Below are 18,109 nucleotides of genomic sequence, written 5' to 3' on the forward strand. Positions count from 1 at the left end.
ATGAGCGTGGTCGAACAAATGAAGCAAAGATTGAAGGCAGAGATTGGTCGCGCAACGGTGCTGGCCGGCCTGGTCGCTGAAAGCGAGCTGCCGGAAGTCGTGTTGGAAATTCCCAAGGAGAAAGCTCACGGCGACTATGCCACCAACATAGCGATGCAGTTGACGCGAATTGCCAAAAAACCGCCGCGGCAAATTGCCGAAGCAATCGTGGCCCAATTGGATAAATCGAAAGCCTCCATCGAAAAAGTAGAGATCGCAGGACCGGGCTTTATCAACTTTTATCTGAATAACAGCTATTTGACCGAGGTGATTGGACAAGTCCTTGCGGCAGGAGCCGACTATGGCCGGACAGACGCCGGACGAGGCCAGAAGATCAACGTCGAGTTCGTCAGCGCCAACCCTACAGGAAGCCTGCACCTGGGGCACGCCCGCGGAGCAGCTGTCGGCGACAGTTTGTGCAACGTGCTCGATATGGCCGGCTACCAGGTTACCCGCGAGTATTACATAAACGACGCCGGAAACCAGATCAACAATTTGGCCAAATCGATTGAGGCCCGCTACCGCCAAGCGCTGGGAGAAGATTTTCCGATGCCGGAGGACGGGTACTACGGACAGGATATCGTAGAGTTTGGCCAGGAATTGGCGAAAGAAGCGGGAGACAAGTACGTCAGCCTTCCGGAAGACGAGCGTTTCGCCTTTTTCCGCAATTACGGATTGAGCCGGGAATTAGCCAAGCTGAAGCAGGACCTGGCTGATTTTGGCGTCCAATTCGACATCTGGTTTTCCGAGACCTCTCTGTACGAGAACGGGGCCGTCGAGAAGATCGTGGAAGTATTGCGGGACAAAGGGGTCGTCTACGAACAGGACGGAGCTGTCTGGTTCCGCTCTACAGACTATGGCGACGACAAAGACCGGGTCCTGGTGAAAAACGACGGTTCCTATACGTACCTGACTCCCGACATCGCCTACCACCAAGACAAGCTGTCGCGCGGCTACGACAAGCTGATCAATATTTGGGGCGCCGACCATCACGGCTACATTCCGCGGATGAAAGCGGCGATCCAGGCTCTGGGCGGCAAGCCGGATACGCTCGAGGTGATCATCAATCAGATGGTGAACCTGTATCAGGGCGGGGAAAAGGTCAAGATGTCCAAGCGCACCGGAAAAGCGGTGACGATGCGGGATCTGATGGAAGAAGTCGGGAAAGACGCGACCCGTTACTTCTTTGCCATGCGCAGCCCTGACTCCCACCTCGACTTTGATATGGACCTTGCCGTTTCCAAGTCAAACGAAAATCCCGTGTTTTACGTGCAGTACGCACACGCCCGCATCTGCAGCATCCTGCGGCAAGCGGAAGAGAACGGCATTACGTTTGATTTGCAGCAGGCCGACTTCAATCAGATCCAAACCGAGAAGGAGATCGACTTGCTCAAGCAGGTAGGGGCTTTCCCGCAGGAGGTGGCAGAAGCCGCGCGTTCACTTGCCCCCCACTGGGTGGTTCGCTACCTGCACCAATTGGCGACGCTGTTCCACAGCTTTTACAATGCCGAACGCGTCTTGACCGACGACCTGGGCAAAACACAGGCAAGGCTTGCCCTTGCCCGGGCGGTGCAAACGGTCGTGCAAAACGGGCTTCGCCTGATCGGGGTTTCAGCTCCGGAAAAAATGTAGGAAAAGCCCTGAACTGGCGTGATGCCAGGGCAAACGGGCAAGTTTTCGCCCAAAATGTAGATGTAATCCATGTAAAAACGCGGGGCGCTTTTTGCTTTCCCCGCGTTTTTGCTATAAAATCGTTCAGCGCTTTACTCGGATTCCGCCTTTTTTGCCTTTGTACCTTTTCCGGCGTACTTGTCAATCTTCCCCTCTTTTTCATGCAGCGTATAGCCGTGCATGCCGCTTCCGTTATACCCCATATCGTTTTTCGTGTTGCCGTATTTGTCGCTTGTCATGGCGAAACCTCCTTCTTGTTTCTTGTTAGTTTCACGTCACGGCAATATTTCATGCATGACCCGAGCCTGTCAACAATGCTAATATGGAAAAAAGGAAGTTTGAACTGCCGGAAAGTTGGCAGTTGTGCGACGAATCTTCGGCACATTGCTAACGGGAAGGAGGAGAACGGTGACCAACTGGCCGATTTCAGACACAAAAGAGATGCTGCAGGCCATTCTAGGGACGATTGACGAAGGGATTCACGTGGTGGATGCGAACGGCATCACCATTTTCTACAATCACGTGGCTGCCAAACTGGACGGATTAACCCCCGAGGAGGTTCTGGGCAAGCCCGTGCTGGAGGTCTTCCCCTCACTGGACAGGGAATCGAGCACACTGCTGCGGGTCATCAAGGACGGCGAACCGATATACAACCAGCCGCAAACGTATACCAATTGGCGAGGAATGCGGGTCGAAACGGTCAATACAACGCTCCCTGTGCGAGTCGGGCAGCGGCTGGTTGGAGCGGTTGAGGTGGCCAAAGACATCCGGAAGCTGCGTGAGCTGTCGGAGAAGCTGATCGACCTGCAGGCCCAGGTGAGAAAGCCGAAACGGGCCCGGCGTTTTTCTTCCGATGGCACTGTGTATCGGTTTGATGATATTTTGACGCAATCTTCCGAGTTGATCCGCATCAAAGAACGGGCCCGGCGGGCGGCCCGGACGAATTCGCCGATCTTGATCTCCGGGGAGACCGGCACGGGGAAAGAACTGCTGGTACAATCCATCCACCAGGCGTCTTCCCGCAGCGGCAGCCCGTTCATCGCCCAGAACTGTGCCGCAATGCCGTCCTCCCTCCTGGAGGGCATCCTGTTCGGGACGACGAAGGGAAGCTTTACCGGAGCCGATGACCGACCGGGATTGTTTGAACTGGCAAATGGAGGAACGCTGTTTCTTGACGAATTGAACAGCATGCCGCTCGATCTGCAGGCAAAACTGCTGCGAGTGCTGCAGGATGGAATCATCCGCCGCATCGGCCATACCCAGTCGATGGAAGTGGACGTGCGGATCATCGCCGCGACCAACGAAAATCCCCAGGAAGCAGTCAAGCAAGGGCTGCTGCGGGCCGATTTGTACTACCGGATCAACGTCGTTTCCTTTGAGCTTCCTCCGCTGCGCCGTCGAAAGGAAGACATTGAGCTTTTAACCAGCCATTTTATCGACAAGTACAATCGTTCATTTCAGTTGAACGTCACCGGGATCGACAGCGAGGTCCGGGAACTGTTTTACCACTACGATTGGCCTGGCAACGTCCGTGAACTGGAGCACGTCATCGAAGCGGCGATGAATCTGGTAGAAGGGGAGATCATCAAGCCGGAAAACCTGCCGCAGTACGTCGTTGACAGGGCCGCCCACCGGGAAGATTCAGGCATGACAGTGTCGTCCCTCCCGCCGCTCCAAGGAAAGACCGGAAAACTTCGGGATGTCTTGCAGGCCACGGAGGAAGCCATGATCAACCAGGCTTTGCAGGCCACCCAAGGGAACATTTTGCAGGCGGCAAAACGGCTTGGGATCCCGAGACAGACCCTTCAATACAAGTTGAACCAAAGACAGACAGGTGCCAAAAATTCGGCATCTGCGGCAGATGAAGAGGGCAAAAAAGCGAATTTTTAGCCGTTTTTCCCGCAGCTTTTCATTGGCATGGAGTTTGCAACACCTTTTTTCGAAATCGTTTTCACATTTGTACGAGAACGGAAAAAGGAGTGGATTGCTGATGGCAGCTGTCATGCGTGATTGGCGTTCGGTTGAATTGTGGAAAGATGTTACGGAGGAACAGTGGAACGATTGGATGTGGCAATTGACCCACACGGTCAAAACCGTGGATGACCTGAAGAAAGTAATTAACCTGACTCCTGACGAAGAAACAGGCGTGGGTATCTCCAACCAGACGATACCCCTTAATATCACCCCGTATTACGCTCTGCTGATGGATCCGGATGATCCCAAGGATCCGGTGAGGATGCAGTCGGTCCCGCTGTCCCAGGAGATGATCCGGACCAGGTACGACATGGAAGACCCACTCCACGAGGATGATGACTCGCCGGTTCCCGGCTTGACTCACCGCTATCCTGATCGCGTGCTGTTTTTGGTGACCAATCAGTGCTCGATGTACTGCCGGTACTGCACGCGCCGCCGGTTTTCCGGTCAGATCGGGATGGGCGTGCCCAAGAAGCAGCTGGATGCCTGCATCGAGTACATTCGCAATACACCGGAAGTGCGGGATGTGCTGCTCTCAGGGGGAGACGGACTGCTGATTAACGACCGCATCCTGGAGTACATTCTCAGCAACCTGCGGGCGATTCCACACGTGGAGATTATCCGCATCGGCACGAGGGCTCCTGTCGTGTTCCCGCAGCGGATTACGGAAAACCTCTGCAGCATCTTGAAAAAATACCACCCGGTTTGGCTGAACACTCACTTCAACCACCCGCGCGAGATAACGGAAGAAGCGGCCAAAGCCTGTGAGATGCTGGCCAATGCCGGGGTGCCGCTGGGCAACCAATCGGTCATTCTGGCCGGGATCAACGACTGCCCGCACACCATGAAAAAACTGATGCACGAACTGGTGAAGATCCGGGTTCGCCCGTACTACATTTACCAGTGCGATCTGTCGGAAGGAATCGGGCACTTCCGGGCGCCTGTCAGCAAAGGGATCGAGATTATGGAACACCTTCGCGGGCACACTTCCGGCTACGCCGTGCCGACGTTCGTCGTGGACGCACCGCACGGCGGCGGAAAAATCCCGGTTGCGCCAAACTACATGATTTCCCAGTCATCAGACAAGGTTGTTCTGCGCAACTTTGAAGGTGTGATCACCTCCTATCCGGAACCGAAAAACTACCATGCCCACGACGAAGAAAATTGTGAGTACTGTCAGGCTGCAAAAGGAAAAGCAGTCGGCATCGCCGCCCTGATGAAAGATGAGGCGAACAACCTGGAGCCGGTCGGATTGGCTCGCAATGAACGGATCAAAGCGACAAAAGTGAAGTCACTGGCAGATGTTCGCCGGGAACAGGCGGAAAAGAAACAGCAGCCAAAAGAAACGGCGGTCAAGTAGTCGCCCGCTGAACCTGTGCAAAGACAGCATGTCTTGGAAATCAAGGCGTGCTGTTTTTTTTATTTACTGAAACGGACCACCTCCTTCTCTCGTCAAAAAAGTAACTCCGGAGTGATAGAGAAAAAATGGACTTTAATTGAAGAAAGGTCAGGTGCAAGTATGAAAAAACAAATCCTTTCCGCCATCACGGCGGCAGCGTTGATATCCAGTTTATCCGTCAGTTCAGCGTTCGCTTTTACCGATCTGACTCCCGAACAGCAAGGGCCGATCTCGTCTTTGGCGGAGCGGGGCATCGTCAGCGGTGTGGACGCCGGGCACTTTGTGCCGCAGGGGAAGATCACCTACGCAGAGAGCATCCAATTGATCGTCAAGGCGTTCGACTTGAATCTCGCAGCCGCCAGCTTTGTAAAAGCTCCCGCAGCATCCGATTTCTTTACGAAGGTACCCAATAACGCGTGGTATGCAAAGGCGTTTATCAGCGCCAAGGCAAACGGGCTCGAGATTCCCGAGGACATCGATCCGAACAGCACCATCACCCGCGAGCAATTCGCCGATCTGCTGATTCACGCTTTGGAAATGAAGGGTGACCTCCCGGTTGTGAAGATGATGGTCGTATTTGCCGACGCTGATGAGATCGATCCAAGCTGCAGCGGCAGTGTACAGCGGTTGGTCCTGCACAAGATCACGACTCCGGGTGAGGACGGCAAATTTTACCCGAAGCACGAGCTGACCCGAGGGGAGGCCAGCATTTGGGTGTATCATGCGCTCCAACGGTTGGAGTCCATGTCGGAAAAACCGGCCCCCCAAGAAGAAGTAAGCTTTACCGTCGAGAAGGTGAATGAAGAGGTAAACAAGGTCGTGTTGTCTCGCGGCCAGAAGCAGACGACCGGCTACAGCATCAAGGTTGACGCGATTCGCTTTACCGAGGACGGACAGGCGGTCATCAGCTACTCTCTCGGCGACCCGGCCCCCGGCAGCATGAATGGGGAGATGATCACCGAACCCAAAGCGGAAGCCTACATCCCCGCCAAGTATCAGCCGGTGCTGGAGCCCTCGGACAGCGGCCCAGCGACGCCCTAGGGTCGTAAGACGGCTCCATCAATAAAAATGGCAATTTCCGCCGCTCCCCGGGCCTTTTAGGCCCTTTTTTTATTAATGTCCTTCCGTGCTGATCTTGTGATATATTCAAATCAATATGGAAACTGAGTGAACGCTCAGTAGGTAAAATGCAGATGATCTGCAATGAATACTCGTTCATTTTTTAAAATAGTTCTGATAATATAAAAAATACGGAGGATAAAGAGAAAAGGGAGTTGAGAGAATTGGATCTGTCCTTATTGAACCTCATTGCGTTTTTTCTGGTATTGGCGTACGGGCTTTACCTGTTTGCCCATGTTGTCTACAGCCGCTACTTGTTCATCAAGCTAGGGAAGAAGGCTGACATTAAGGACGATTTTGGAACCCGCCTCAATCTGATTTTGCAAAACGTCTTTTTGCAAAAGAAACTGTTAAAAGACAAGAAAAGCGGAATGATGCATGTCGTCATGTTTTACGGTTTCATCATTTTGCAGTTCGGGGCGGTGGAACTGATCATCAAGGGTTTGGTTCGCGGCTTCGAACTCCCTTTTGGCAGCGCTCACAAATACTTCAGCCTGATGCAGGAGATCACCACCTTTCTGATCTTGGTTGCGGTGGCTTATGCCTACTACCGCCGCTACATCGAGAAGCTGAAGCGTTTGAAGCGGGGGTTTAAAGCGGGTCTGGTCCTGATTTTTATTTCCACGCTGATGGCATCCGTACTGCTTTCGCTCGGCTTCGAACAGATCTGGCTGGGCCATGAGCCGTCCGGTTACGCTCCCATTTCGTCGCTGATCGCGATTGTCTGCTCGGGGATCGGCACGACGGCGGCCGCGGCTTTGTTCTACGTGTTTTGGTGGGCCCATCTGTTGATCCTGCTTTCTTTTGCCGTCTACGTGCCGCAGTCCAAGCACGCCCACCTGCTGTTCGCTCCAGTCAACACCTGGTTTAAAAAGCTAGATCCGCCCGGCAAGCTGTCATCGATCGACTTCGAAGACGAGACCCAGGAAGTCTTTGGCGTGGGCAAGATCGAGGACTTTACCCAGGTGCAGCTGATCGATTTGTACGCCTGTGTCGAGTGCGGCCGCTGCACCAGCATGTGTCCCGCTTCCGGAACGGGCAAGCTGCTGTCGCCGATGGATCTGATCGTCAAAATGCGCGACCACCTGACGGAAAAGGGGGCGGTAGTGACATCGCGTACGCCGTGGATGCCCAGCTTTGCATTCCCGAACGCTGCCGCCAATCAACTGGCCGTGCAGGCGAACGAAGCTGCCGCAGCCGCAGAAGGAGCGGCGGCCAAACCGCTGGAGTACACGACCAATCTGATCGGCGATGTGATTACCGAGCAGGAGCTGTGGGCCTGCACGACCTGCCGCAACTGTGAAGACCAGTGCCCGGTCATGAACGAGCACGTCGACAAGATCATTGACATGCGCCGCTATCTGGTGATGACGGAAGGCAGCGTCCCGGCCGAGGCCCAGCGCGCCCTGAACAACATCGAGCGGCAGGGTAATCCGTGGGGCATCAACCGAAAAGACCGGACCAAGTGGATCGAAGGGTTGGACGAAGCGTATGCCGTGCCGACAGTAAAGGACACGGATGAATTTGAATACCTGTTCTGGGTCGGGTCGATGGGTTCGTACGACAACCGTAGCATCAAGATCACCCACGCGTTCGTCAAGCTGATGCACGAAGCGGGCATCTCCTTTGCGATCCTCGGCAATGAAGAAAAGAACTCCGGGGACACGGCCCGCCGCATCGGAAACGAGTTTTTGTTCCAGCAGCTGGCCCAGGAGAACATCGCGCTGTTCGAAGCGTACGGCGTGAAGAAGATCGTCACATGCGACCCGCATGCTTTCAATACGTTTAAAAACGAATATCCCGAATTCGGCTTGAAGGCGGAAGTCTACCATCACTCTGAACTGCTGGAACAATGGCTGAAAGAGGGAAGGCTGTCCCCGTCCAAAGAGGTAAAAGAACGGATCACCTACCACGACTCCTGCTATTTGGGACGCTACAACGAGATTTATGACAAACCGCGGCAAATCCTTGCGGCCATCCCCGGCGTGGAGATTGTGGAGATGAAGCGAAGCGGCTGCGACAGCATGTGCTGCGGCGCCGGCGGCGGCATGATGTGGATGGAGGAAACAGAGGGCACCCGCGTCAACGTCGCCCGCACCGAGCAGGCCCTTGAGGTGGGGCCGACACAGATTGCCAGTGCCTGCCCGTACTGTCTGACGATGATGAACGACGGCATCAAGATGAAGGAAAAAGAGAACGAAGTGAAAGCGAGAGATATTGCCGAGATACTGGCCGACGCTATCTGACGGCAAAAGCTGCCGGAAAAATGAACGGAACCAGCGGGAAGGGAGCGGTCAGCAGGTTGACTGCTCCTTCGCTGGAACAATGGGCAAATTTTTAGGCGGTAATCGATTTCGATTTGTTGACTAATTCAGATAATGCCGTCAAAATAAAAGCATAGGTGAGCGACCGCTCAATCAGATTGGCGTATTTGCCAGTCCTGTAAGGAGGGAAATGGCGTGAGATCAGTCATCGTAAGTGCTGTCCGAACTCCGTTTGGCAAATTTGGCGGTGCGTTGAAGGACTTGAGTGCTGTCGAACTCGGCTCTGTCGTGATCCGAGAGGCGGTAAAGCGGGCAGGAGTCACCGGCGAACAGGTAGATGAAGTGATCATGGGAATGGTCGTTCAGGCAGGGGCGGGCCAGGTGCCATCCCGGCAGGCGGCCCGCAAAGCCGGACTGCCGTGGAACGTCTCCAGCCAAACGATCAACAAGGTGTGCGCCTCCGGCATGCGCGCCGTGACGCTGGCGGATCAGATCATCCGTGCCAAAGATGGCGAGGTGATCGTTGCGGGAGGTATGGAGAGCATGAGCAACGCCCCCTATGCATTGCCAGGGGCGCGGTACGGCATGCGCATGGGCGACAGTCAAGCCGTCGACCTGATGATGTTCGACGGGCTAACCTGCCCGTTTGACGGCGTGCCGATGGCTGTGCACGGCAGCAACGTGGCCCGGGAGTACGGCATCACCCGGCAGCAGCAGGACGCCTGGGCGTACCGCAGCCAGATGCGGGCGTCCAAGGCCGCAGCCAACGGACTTTTCGCCGAGGAGATCGTCCCGGTGGAGGTTCCCCGGAAAAAAGGCGAGCCGCTGCTCGTCTCCCAAGACGAGGCTCCCCGTCCGGACACATCACTGGAAGGGCTAGCTAAGCTTCCGCCTGTCTATCTGCAGGACGGAACGATCACGGCGGGCAACGCGCCGGGCATCAACGACGGAGCGGCAGCGATGGTGATCACCAGTGATGAAAATGCCGCCCGCCTCGGTAAAAAACCGCTGGCGACGATTCTCGGCCATGCGGCAGTGGGGGCTGAAGCGCCCTACATCGCCGTTACGCCCGGGCTGGCGATTCAAAAGCTGCTGCAAAAATCCGGGCTGAGTGTCCGGCAGATTGACTTATTCGAAGTGAACGAAGCGTTTGCCGCCGTCACGCTGACCAGCGGCAAGATCGTCGGCTGGGACGAGGAAAAAGTGAACGTGAACGGCGGTGCGATCGCACTTGGACATCCAATTGGCGCGAGCGGTGCCCGGATTATTATGACTTTGGCCTACGAGCTTCGCAGGCGCGGCGGAGGTCTCGGGATCGCAGCGATTTGCAGCGGTGCGGCCCAGGGTGACGCGGTGCTGCTGCGTGTAGATGAATGAGGAGGGGTCTTGGGTGAATGTGAGCAAGCTGATGGTAGTGGGGGCAGGCCAGATGGGCAGCGGGATTGCCCAGGTGGCGGCCCAGGCAGGTCTGAAGGTGCTGCTGCACGATACGCAGCGTGAGTTCGCGGAACGGGGATTGGGTACGATCAGCAAAAACCTGGCGCGCAGCGTTGAAAAGCAAAAAATTTCGGCAGACGACAAGGAACTGATCCTGTCGCGGATTTCCCTTTCGACGGATTTGGCGGACGCCAAAGAGGTCGATTTCGTCATAGAAGCTGTCACGGAAAACATGGCAATCAAAACAGAAATCTTTCGTCAACTGGACGAGATTTGCCCGCCGCATGCGGTGCTGGCGAGCAACACCTCCTCACTGCCGATCACAGAGATCGCTGCAGTGACCCGGCGCCCGGAAAAAGTAATCGGCATGCACTTCATGAACCCGGTTCCGGTCATGAAGCTGGTCGAAGTGATTCGCGGACTGCAGACGGCGGATGAAGTGTACCTGCTGGTGGAGGCCCTGGCCAAACAGATGGGAAAAGTTCCGGTCAGCGTCAATGACTTCCCCGGCTTCGTCTCCAATCGCGTGCTGATGCCGATGATCAACGAAGCGATCTACTGTGTCTACGAGGGGGTCGCCAGTCCGGAGGCGATCGACGAGGTGATGAAGCTGGGCATGAATCACCCGATGGGACCGCTGACGCTTGCTGATTTTATCGGCCTGGACACCTGCTTGTACATCATGGAGGTGCTGTACGAAGGGTTTGGCGACTCCAAGTACCGTCCTTGCCCGCTGCTGCGAAAATACGTAAAGGCAGGTTGGCTCGGCAAGAAGAGCGGACGGGGCTTTTATGTGTATGAATGACAGGTAAAATTGAGGTCATTTTGGGAAAGGGAGGAGTATTATGGACCTCCGCCTGACAGCGGAACAAGAGATGATGCGCAAGATGGTGCGCAGCTTTGCCCAGAAGGAAATTGCCCCCCTTGTTCCTTTCATGGAAGATAGTGATGAATTTCCCCGTCAAATCGTCGAAAAGATGGGGAAAGCCGGCATCATGGGCATTCCCGTACCGGAAAAATGGGGCGGAGCGGGCGCGGATTACATTTCATACATCTCGGCGATCCATGAGATCTCCAAGGTCAGCGCCACAGTAGGCGTCATTTTATCCGTCCACACCTCTGTCGGCACCAATCCGATCTTGAATTTTGGCACTGAGGAGCAGAAGCAGCGATTTGTTCCCAAACTGGCTCAAGGAAAGTCCCTCGGTGCCTTCGCTCTGACGGAACCGCATTCAGGTTCGGACGCCAAAAGCATCCGTACATCCGCTGTCCGCAAAGGCGATGAATACGTGCTCAACGGAAGCAAGGTGTTCATTACCAACGGCGGCGAGGCCGATACGTACATCACCTTTGCCGTTACGGATCCGCAAAAGGGGCCGAACGGAATCTCGGCGTTTATTGTCGAAAGAGACACAAAAGGTTTGCATGTCGGGAAAAAGGAAAAGAAGATGGGGCTGCGCGGTTCCAACACTGCGGAACTGATTTTTGACAACGCTTCCGTGCCGGCGAAAAACTTGCTGGGGCGAGAAGGAGACGGATTTGCCATCGCCATGGCCAACCTGGACGTCGGGCGCATCGGCATCGCCGCCCAGGCGTTGGGGATAGCGGAAGCGGCTGTGGAGCATGCCCGCCGCTACGCCAAAGAGCGGAAGCAATTTGGCCGGCCCATCGCAGAGCAGCAGGCCGTCGCCTTCAAGCTGGCTGACATGGCGACGATGACGGAGGCAGCACGCCAGCTGGTCTATCGTGCCGCCTTCCTTTGCAATGAGAAGCTGCCCTGCGGCAAAGAGGCTTCCATGGCCAAGCTGTTCGCCTCTGATGCAGCGATGAAAGTAACCACGGAAGCGATCCAGGTCTTTGGCGGATACGGTTACACTCGCGAGTATCCGGTAGAGCGCCTGTTCCGGGATGCGAAAGTCACGCAGATCTACGAGGGAACGAATGAAATTCAACACCTGGTGATAGCCAAGCACTTGCTTTCGTAAATAGAACAGGGGTGAGAAGAGATGGACTTTCGTTTAACCGAAGAGCAAGAGATGATTCGAAAAATGGTGCGGGACTTTGCCGAGACGAAGGTTGCGCCAACTGCCGCCCAGCGGGATGAAGAGGAGCGCTTCGAGCGGGCGATTTTTGAAGAGATGGCGGAATTGGGGCTCACGGGCATACCGTGGCCGGAAGAGTACGGTGGTGCAGGCGCCGATTATATGAGCTACGTTTTGGCCGTAGAGGAATTGTCCCGGGTGGATGCGTCAATCGGCGTTACGCTGTCTGCCCACGTCTCGCTGGCCAGCTGGCCGATTTTCAAGTTCGGGACTGAGGAACAAAAACAGAAGTTCCTGCGGCCGCTGGCAGAGGGCAAAAAGCTGGGAGCTTACTGCCTGACCGAACCCGGCTCCGGGTCCGACTCGGCGGGGATGCGGACGACGGCGGTAAAAGACGGAGACCATTACGTTTTGAATGGCAATAAAATTTTCATCACCAACGGCGGCGATGCGGAAATCTACATCGTCTTTGCCGTAACCGACCCGACACTGAAACACAAAGGGATTACGGCTTTCATCGTGGAAAAGGGCACGCCTGGCTTCAGCATGGGGAAAAAGGAGAAGAAGCTGGGAATCCGCTCCTCGCCAACACTGGAGGTCATTTTTGAAAACGCGCGGATTCCGGCGGAAAACCGCTTGGGGGCCGAAGGAGAAGGCTTTAAAATCGCGATGATGACGCTCGATGGCGGGCGCAACGGGATTGCCGCCCAAGCGCTGGGGATCGCGCAGGGCGCATACGAGCACGCGCTTGCCTACGCCAAGGAGCGGCACCAGTTCGGCAAGCCGATCGCTTCGCTGCAGGCCATCCAGTTCAAGCTGGCAGAGATGGCGACGAAGATCGAAGCGGCCCGGCTGCTCACGTATCAGGCGGCGTGGCTGGAGGATCAAGGTCTGCCGTACGGCAAGGCTTCCGCGATGTCGAAGCTGTTCGCCGGCGACACGGCGATGGAGGTCACGATTGAAGCCGTGCAAGTCTTTGGCGGATACGGCTACACCAGGGAATACCCCGTGGAGCGCTTTATGCGGGACGCCAAAATTACCCAGATCTACGAAGGAACCAACGAAATTCAACGCGTCGTGATCAGCAACTACCTTCTTAAAGAATAGCGTGGGATTGTGCAATGCTGGAGATTACAAAGCGGGTACTGGCCGGCGACGTGCGGGGAGCGGCCCGTGCCATTACCTGCATCGAACAGGATTATCCGGAACGGATGCAAATGCTGCGGGAGATCTTCCCGCATACCGGCCGGGCCAAATTGATCGGGATTACGGGTACCCCGGGGGCGGGAAAAAGCTCGCTGGTGGACGCGCTGGTCTATTTCCTGCGGGCCAAGGGACTCTCGCTCGGGATCGTCGCGGTGGATCCGACCAGCCCCTTTACGGGCGGAGCTCTGCTCGGCGACCGGGTGCGGATGCAAAATCACGCCCTCGACCCGGGGGTATTTATCCGCAGCATGGGGACGCGCGGCAGTCTGGGCGGACTATCGCGGAATACGAAGGACGCCGTGCGAGTGCTTGACGCATACGGATGCGACGTCATCCTGATCGAGACGGTTGGTGTCGGCCAATCGGAGCTGGATGTGATGAACATCGCCGATTCGACCGTCGTCGTCCTCAATCCCGGCGGCGGCGACAGCGTGCAGGCGTTCAAAGCCGGCATCATGGAGATAGCCGACCTGTTTGTGATCAACAAGGCCGACCTGCCCGGCACCGACAAGCTTCAGGTAGAGGTGGAGCAGATGCTCGATTTGGCAAAGCATGATGCTCCGTGGCGTCCGCCTGTCGTCAGGACGATTTCTACCAGGCAGCAGGGAATGGCTGAACTGTGGGCGGCAGTCGAACGACACCAGCAGTTTCTGCACGAAAGCGGCGACTGGGAGATGAGACGCGCTGCTCACCTCCGCGAAGAGGTGTTGGAGATCGTGAGCCACAACGTCTATCAGCGGATGCTGCAAGCGGTACAGGAAGGCTGTTTTGCCGATCAGCTGGCCGATGTGGAGGAACGCCGCCGGGATCCGTACAGCACTGCCGAGTTGATCGCCGAAACCTTGTTTCGAGGGGATCAGGGTGCACCGAGGGACAAATAGAGATTGAGGGCAGCTCTCTTTCCGGCGTATAATAGAGGAGAAAGAGACGCTTTCCTTATGAAAATGTCTGACTAAACGCTCAGTCAGTTCGCGAGGTGTATCCAGATGTCTAATCGAAGAAAGACAATACCGTCCCTGGTGAAGGATCCGAAGTTGATTGAAAAACGGCGCGACCAAATTGTCGAGGCGGCTGTCGATCTGTTCATTCGCAAGGGATTTCATAAAACGACCACCCGGGAGATCGCCCGGGCATCCGGCTTCAGCATTGGCACGCTTTACGAATACATTGAATCAAAGGAAGATGTGCTCTACCTCGTCTGTGATGCGATTCACGCCGAAGTGGAAAACCGCTTGCGGGAAGCGATCACGTTTCAGGGCACAGGACTCAAGGTGTTAAAACTGGCGCTGCGCAGCTTCTTTCGCGTAATGGAGCAGATGAGCGACAGGGTGCTGCTGATTTATCAGGAGACCAAGTCGCTGCCGGAAGAGACGATGCGCTACGTACTCGGCAGAGAAGAAGAGATAACGGGAATCTTTGAAGAGATTCTGCGGAAAGGAATTGCCGACGGCTCGATTGGAATTGACGAAAAACAGGTAAAATTGATGGCCCACAACATCATGGTGCTGGGCGAGATGTGGGTGTTCCGCCGCTGGACGCTGAAGCGGGATTACTCGCTGGAAGAGTATACGGAAAAGCAGACGGCGCTGCTTTTGCGGGAGATCAGCGGCAAGCAAACGTAAAGCGCAAAGAAGGAGGCAAAAAGGGATGGAGACGGAAGTGTATCGCCCGAAAAACAAGATTCGCTTTGTGACGGCTGCCAGTTTATACGATGGTCACGACGCCTCTATTAATATTATGCGGCGCATTTTGCAGTCGTCCGGTGCGGAGGTGGTTCACCTTGGCCACAACCGCTCGGTAGAAGAAGTCGTGACAGCGGCGATACAGGAAGATGTGCAGGGAATTGCAATCAGCTCGTACCAAGGCGGACACGTCGAATATTTCAAATACATGATCGACTTGTTGAAGGAGCGGGGGGCGAGTCATATTCGCGTCTTCGGCGGCGGAGGCGGAGTGATTGTCCCGCGGGAGATCCGTGAATTGGAAGCATACGGCGTCAGTAAAATATTCTCCCCCGATGACGGCCGCCATATGGGACTGCAGGGGATGATCAACGAGATGCTCAGGCAAACGGATTTTCCGACCGTACGCCAGGTCGGGGAAGAGCTGGCGCAGCTTCAGGAACAGCGCCATCAGGCCATTGCCCGGTTGATTTCGGTCGCAGAGTACGCGGTAGACGATCCGGCGGCGTTCGTGCCGATCGCCGAAAAACTGCCGCAGCCCAAGCGAACTGTCCCGGTCGTCGGCATCACCGGAACTGGCGGTGCCGGCAAGAGTTCCTTGACGGATGAATTGGTACGGCGATTTATCCATACGTATCCTGAAAAAACCGTGGCGATTCTCTCGATCGACCCGTCCAAACAAAAGACAGGCGGAGCTTTGCTCGGCGACCGGATTCGCATGAATGCGATCAATACGCCCCGGGTCTACATGCGCAGCCTCGCCACCCGCAAATCCGGTTCGGAGCTGTCTGCGGCACTGGCCGATGCACTTCGGGTGGTCAAGGCGGCAGGCTTTGACCTGATCATCGTGGAAACCAGCGGCATCGGTCAAGGGGATGCCCAGATTACAGAAGTATCCGACGTAGGGATGTACGTCATGACCAGCGAATTCGGGGCCCCGTCTCAACTGGAGAAGATCGACATGCTGGACTTCGCGGATATCGTCGCGATCAACAAATTTGACCGAAAAGGCTCCGAAGACGCGCTCAGAGAGGTGAAAAAGGCGTACCGGCGCAACCACAACGCCTTCGAACTGCCGGACGATCAAATCCCGGTCTACGGGACGATCGCCAACCAATTTAACGATCCAGGCACCAATGTTCTTTTTGCGGCCCTGATGCGAGCGGTCGTTCAGAAGACGGGCGTCGATTGGCCGACGGAGCATCTTGACCCGACCCCGGTCCGCATACACAAGTCATCGCTTATTCCGGCCAACCGCGTCAACTATCTGCAGGAAATCGCCGACACGGTTCGCAGCTATCGCCAATTTGCGGAAGAGCAGTCGAATATTGCGCGCAAGCTGTTCCAGCTGAACGGGGCCAAAGAGACCCTGCTGGCCTCCGGGGAAACCGGAGAAGGAGCGCCTGACCTGATCGCTCTTCTCGATGAGCAGATCGCTTTGTTTGAAGGAAAGCTTCACCCGGAATGCAAGGAAATTTTAGAAAAGTGGCCCAAGTTGAAGGAGTCGTACAATCGTGACGAGTTCGTCACCAAAATCCGCGATAAGGAGATCGTGACGAAGCTGTTTACCGAATCTCTGTCCGGACTTCGCATTCCAAAGGTAGCTTTGCCGAGCTTCGCCGATTGGGGAGAGATCGTCAAATGGTCGCTTAAGGAAAATGCTCCGGGGTTGTTTCCCTACACGGCCGGGGTATTTCCGTTCAAGCGGGAAGGAGAGGACCCGCGCCGCCAGTTTGCCGGCGAAGGCACACCGGAGAGGACCAACAGACGCTTTCACTTTCTTTCGAAAAACGACGACGCGAAGCGGCTTAGTACCGCCTTTGACAGCGTGACCTTGTATGGTGAAGACCCCTCCTATAAACCGGACAACTACGGGAAGGTGGGGACGAGCGGTGTCAGCATCTGTACCCTTGACGATATGAAGAAACTCTACGCGGGCTTTGACCTGTGTTCGCCGTCGACATCCGTCTCGATGACGATCAACGGTCCCGCTCCGATGATCCTGGCGATGTTTATGAACACGGCGATCGATCAGCAGGTGGAAAAATTTGTCGAACGGGAAGGCCGCCAGCCGAATCAGGAAGAGCTGGAGCGCATCAAGGCGTACACAATGTCCACTGTTCGCGGTACCGTGCAGGCGGACATTTTGAAAGAAGACCAGGGGCAGAACACCTGTATTTTTTCGACAGAGTTCGCCCTGCGGATGATGGGAGACATCCAGCAGTACTTCATTGACCACAAGGTGAGAAATTACTACTCTGTCTCCATTTCCGGCTATCACATCGCGGAAGCGGGCGCCAATCCGATCACCCAGCTTGCTTTTACGCTGGCAAACGGCTTTACCTATGTGGAATACTATCTCAGCCGCGGCATGAACATCGACGATTTCGCTCCCAATCTCTCTTTCTTCTTTTCGAATGGACTGGACCCTGAATACACGGTGATCGGGCGGGTCGCCAGGAGGATATGGGCGGTCGCCATGAAGCACAGGTACGGAGCCAATGAGCGGAGCCAAAAGCTGAAGTACCACATTCAGACGTCGGGCCGTTCGCTGCACGCCCAGGAGATGGACTTTAACGACATTCGCACCACCCTGCAAGCGTTGATCGCGATCTATGACAATTGTAATTCTCTCCATACCAACGCCTATGACGAAGCGATCACGACGCCGACGGAAAACTCCGTCCGCCGGGCAATGGCGATTCAGATGATCATCAATAAAGAACTGGGCCTGGCGAAAAACGAAAACCCGCTGCAGGGCTCCTTTATCATCGAGGAACTGACTGACCTGGTAGAAGAAGCTGTCCTTCAGGAGTTTGAGCGGCTCAGCGCCCGCGGCGGGGTTCTCGGAGCGATGGAAACGCAGTATCAGCGCGGCAAGATCCAGGATGAGTCGATGTACTACGAGATGAAGAAGCACACCGGGGAACTGCCGATCGTCGGCGTGAACACCTTCCTCAACCCCAATGCTTCGGAAGAGGACTACGAGATTGAACTGGCACGGGCCAGCGAGGAGGAAAAAGAACATCAGATCCGCAATCTCCGCGATTTTCAGCAGCGCCATAGCGAGGAAGCCCCTCGTGCCCTGGCCAGGTTGAAAGAAGTCGCGGTATCCGGCGGCAATATCTTCGCCGAACTCATGGAGACGGTAAAAGTGGCATCTTTGGGACAGATCAGCGCTGCCTTGTATGAGGTAGGCGGCCAATATCGCCGCAACATGTAATATAAGCTGGTCCCTTGACTGATTTCCCGGGCTCGCCTGCTGTTTGAAAGCCT

At 55.6% G+C, this 18,109-nt stretch carries 13 protein-coding genes; 12 read left to right on the plus strand and 1 reads right to left on the minus strand.

Going from position 1 to position 18,109, the window contains the following annotated elements; genetic code table 11:
- On the plus strand, positions 1–1,671 hold the full coding sequence (argS, locus tag HGBM_RS10345; RefSeq protein WP_026074312.1) for an arginine--tRNA ligase: 1,671 nt from the start codon (positions 1–3) through the stop codon (positions 1,669–1,671).
- A gap of 131 nt (positions 1,672–1,802) precedes the next feature.
- Here argS and HGBM_RS31075 read toward each other — a convergent pair whose 3' ends face one another.
- A complete protein-coding gene (locus HGBM_RS31075; protein ID WP_019121037.1) occupies positions 1,803–1,949 on the minus strand; it encodes a hypothetical protein in 147 nt (48 codons plus the stop codon).
- 202 nt (positions 1,950–2,151) lie between these two features.
- Between HGBM_RS31075 and HGBM_RS10355 the strand changes: the two genes are divergently transcribed.
- From HGBM_RS10355 to icmF, 11 genes are all read left to right on the plus strand, one after another.
- Positions 2,152–3,600, plus strand: a complete 1,449-nt coding sequence (locus tag HGBM_RS10355; protein ID WP_051029648.1) for a sigma-54 interaction domain-containing protein — start codon at positions 2,152–2,154, stop codon at positions 3,598–3,600.
- 100 nt (positions 3,601–3,700) lie between these two features.
- Positions 3,701–5,044, plus strand: coding sequence for a lysine 2,3-aminomutase (gene kamA / locus HGBM_RS10360; protein WP_019121039.1), 1,344 nt, complete (start codon positions 3,701–3,703; stop codon positions 5,042–5,044).
- Positions 5,045–5,203: 159 nt separating this feature from the next.
- Entirely contained in the window at positions 5,204–6,124 is a 921-nt protein-coding gene (locus tag HGBM_RS10365; RefSeq protein ID WP_019121040.1) for an S-layer homology domain-containing protein, read from the plus strand.
- 242 nt (positions 6,125–6,366) lie between these two features.
- Positions 6,367–8,448, plus strand: coding sequence for a (Fe-S)-binding protein (locus HGBM_RS10370; protein WP_019121041.1), 2,082 nt, complete (start codon positions 6,367–6,369; stop codon positions 8,446–8,448).
- A 213-nt stretch (positions 8,449–8,661) separates the two neighbouring features.
- Positions 8,662–9,843 (plus strand): acetyl-CoA C-acetyltransferase, encoded by a 1,182-nt coding sequence (locus tag HGBM_RS10375; RefSeq protein WP_019121042.1) that lies wholly within the window; start codon positions 8,662–8,664, stop codon positions 9,841–9,843.
- A gap of 13 nt (positions 9,844–9,856) precedes the next feature.
- The gene (locus tag HGBM_RS10380) at positions 9,857–10,708 is read left to right on the plus strand and encodes a 3-hydroxybutyryl-CoA dehydrogenase (RefSeq protein WP_019121043.1); all 852 of its coding nucleotides are present in this window, start codon (positions 9,857–9,859) and stop codon (positions 10,706–10,708) included.
- Between the two features lie 40 nt (positions 10,709–10,748).
- Positions 10,749–11,888 carry an acyl-CoA dehydrogenase gene (locus HGBM_RS10385; protein ID WP_019121044.1) on the plus strand — a complete coding sequence of 380 codons (1,140 nt, stop codon included), beginning with the start codon at positions 10,749–10,751 and terminating at the stop codon, positions 11,886–11,888.
- 21 nt (positions 11,889–11,909) lie between these two features.
- On the plus strand, positions 11,910–13,052 hold the full coding sequence (locus HGBM_RS10390) for an acyl-CoA dehydrogenase (protein ID WP_019121045.1): 1,143 nt from the start codon (positions 11,910–11,912) through the stop codon (positions 13,050–13,052).
- Between the two features lie 14 nt (positions 13,053–13,066).
- Positions 13,067–14,032: a methylmalonyl Co-A mutase-associated GTPase MeaB gene (meaB, locus tag HGBM_RS10395; protein ID WP_019121046.1), complete on the plus strand. Its 966-nt coding sequence runs from the start codon at positions 13,067–13,069 to the stop codon at positions 14,030–14,032.
- Positions 14,033–14,137: 105 nt separating this feature from the next.
- On the plus strand, positions 14,138–14,773 hold the full coding sequence (locus HGBM_RS10400) for a TetR/AcrR family transcriptional regulator (RefSeq protein ID WP_019121047.1): 636 nt from the start codon (positions 14,138–14,140) through the stop codon (positions 14,771–14,773).
- A gap of 25 nt (positions 14,774–14,798) precedes the next feature.
- The gene (gene icmF / locus HGBM_RS10405; protein ID WP_019121048.1) at positions 14,799–18,056 is read left to right on the plus strand and encodes a fused isobutyryl-CoA mutase/GTPase IcmF; all 3,258 of its coding nucleotides are present in this window, start codon (positions 14,799–14,801) and stop codon (positions 18,054–18,056) included.
- Positions 18,057–18,109 lie beyond the last annotated feature (53 nt).

The organism is Brevibacillus massiliensis (assembly GCF_000311785.1).
GTDB lineage: Bacteria > Bacillota > Bacilli > Brevibacillales > Brevibacillaceae > Brevibacillus_C > Brevibacillus_C massiliensis.

Coding starts and splice junctions, on each gene's coding strand:
- HGBM_RS10400 (WP_019121047.1), top strand. CDS start 14,138: ATGTCTAATCGAAGAAAGACAATACCGTCCCTGGTGAAGGATCCGAAG.
- argS (WP_026074312.1), top strand. CDS start 1: ATGAGCGTGGTCGAACAAATGAAGCAAAGATTGAAGGCAGAGATTGGT.
- HGBM_RS10365 (WP_019121040.1), top strand. CDS start 5,204: ATGAAAAAACAAATCCTTTCCGCCATCACGGCGGCAGCGTTGATATCC.
- meaB (WP_019121046.1), top strand. CDS start 13,067: ATGCTGGAGATTACAAAGCGGGTACTGGCCGGCGACGTGCGGGGAGCG.
- HGBM_RS10390 (WP_019121045.1), top strand. CDS start 11,910: ATGGACTTTCGTTTAACCGAAGAGCAAGAGATGATTCGAAAAATGGTG.
- HGBM_RS31075 (WP_019121037.1), bottom strand. CDS start 1,949: ATGACAAGCGACAAATACGGCAACACGAAAAACGATATGGGGTATAAC.
- HGBM_RS10355 (WP_051029648.1), top strand. CDS start 2,152: ATGCTGCAGGCCATTCTAGGGACGATTGACGAAGGGATTCACGTGGTG.
- icmF (WP_019121048.1), top strand. CDS start 14,799: ATGGAGACGGAAGTGTATCGCCCGAAAAACAAGATTCGCTTTGTGACG.
- HGBM_RS10385 (WP_019121044.1), top strand. CDS start 10,749: ATGGACCTCCGCCTGACAGCGGAACAAGAGATGATGCGCAAGATGGTG.
- kamA (WP_019121039.1), top strand. CDS start 3,701: ATGGCAGCTGTCATGCGTGATTGGCGTTCGGTTGAATTGTGGAAAGAT.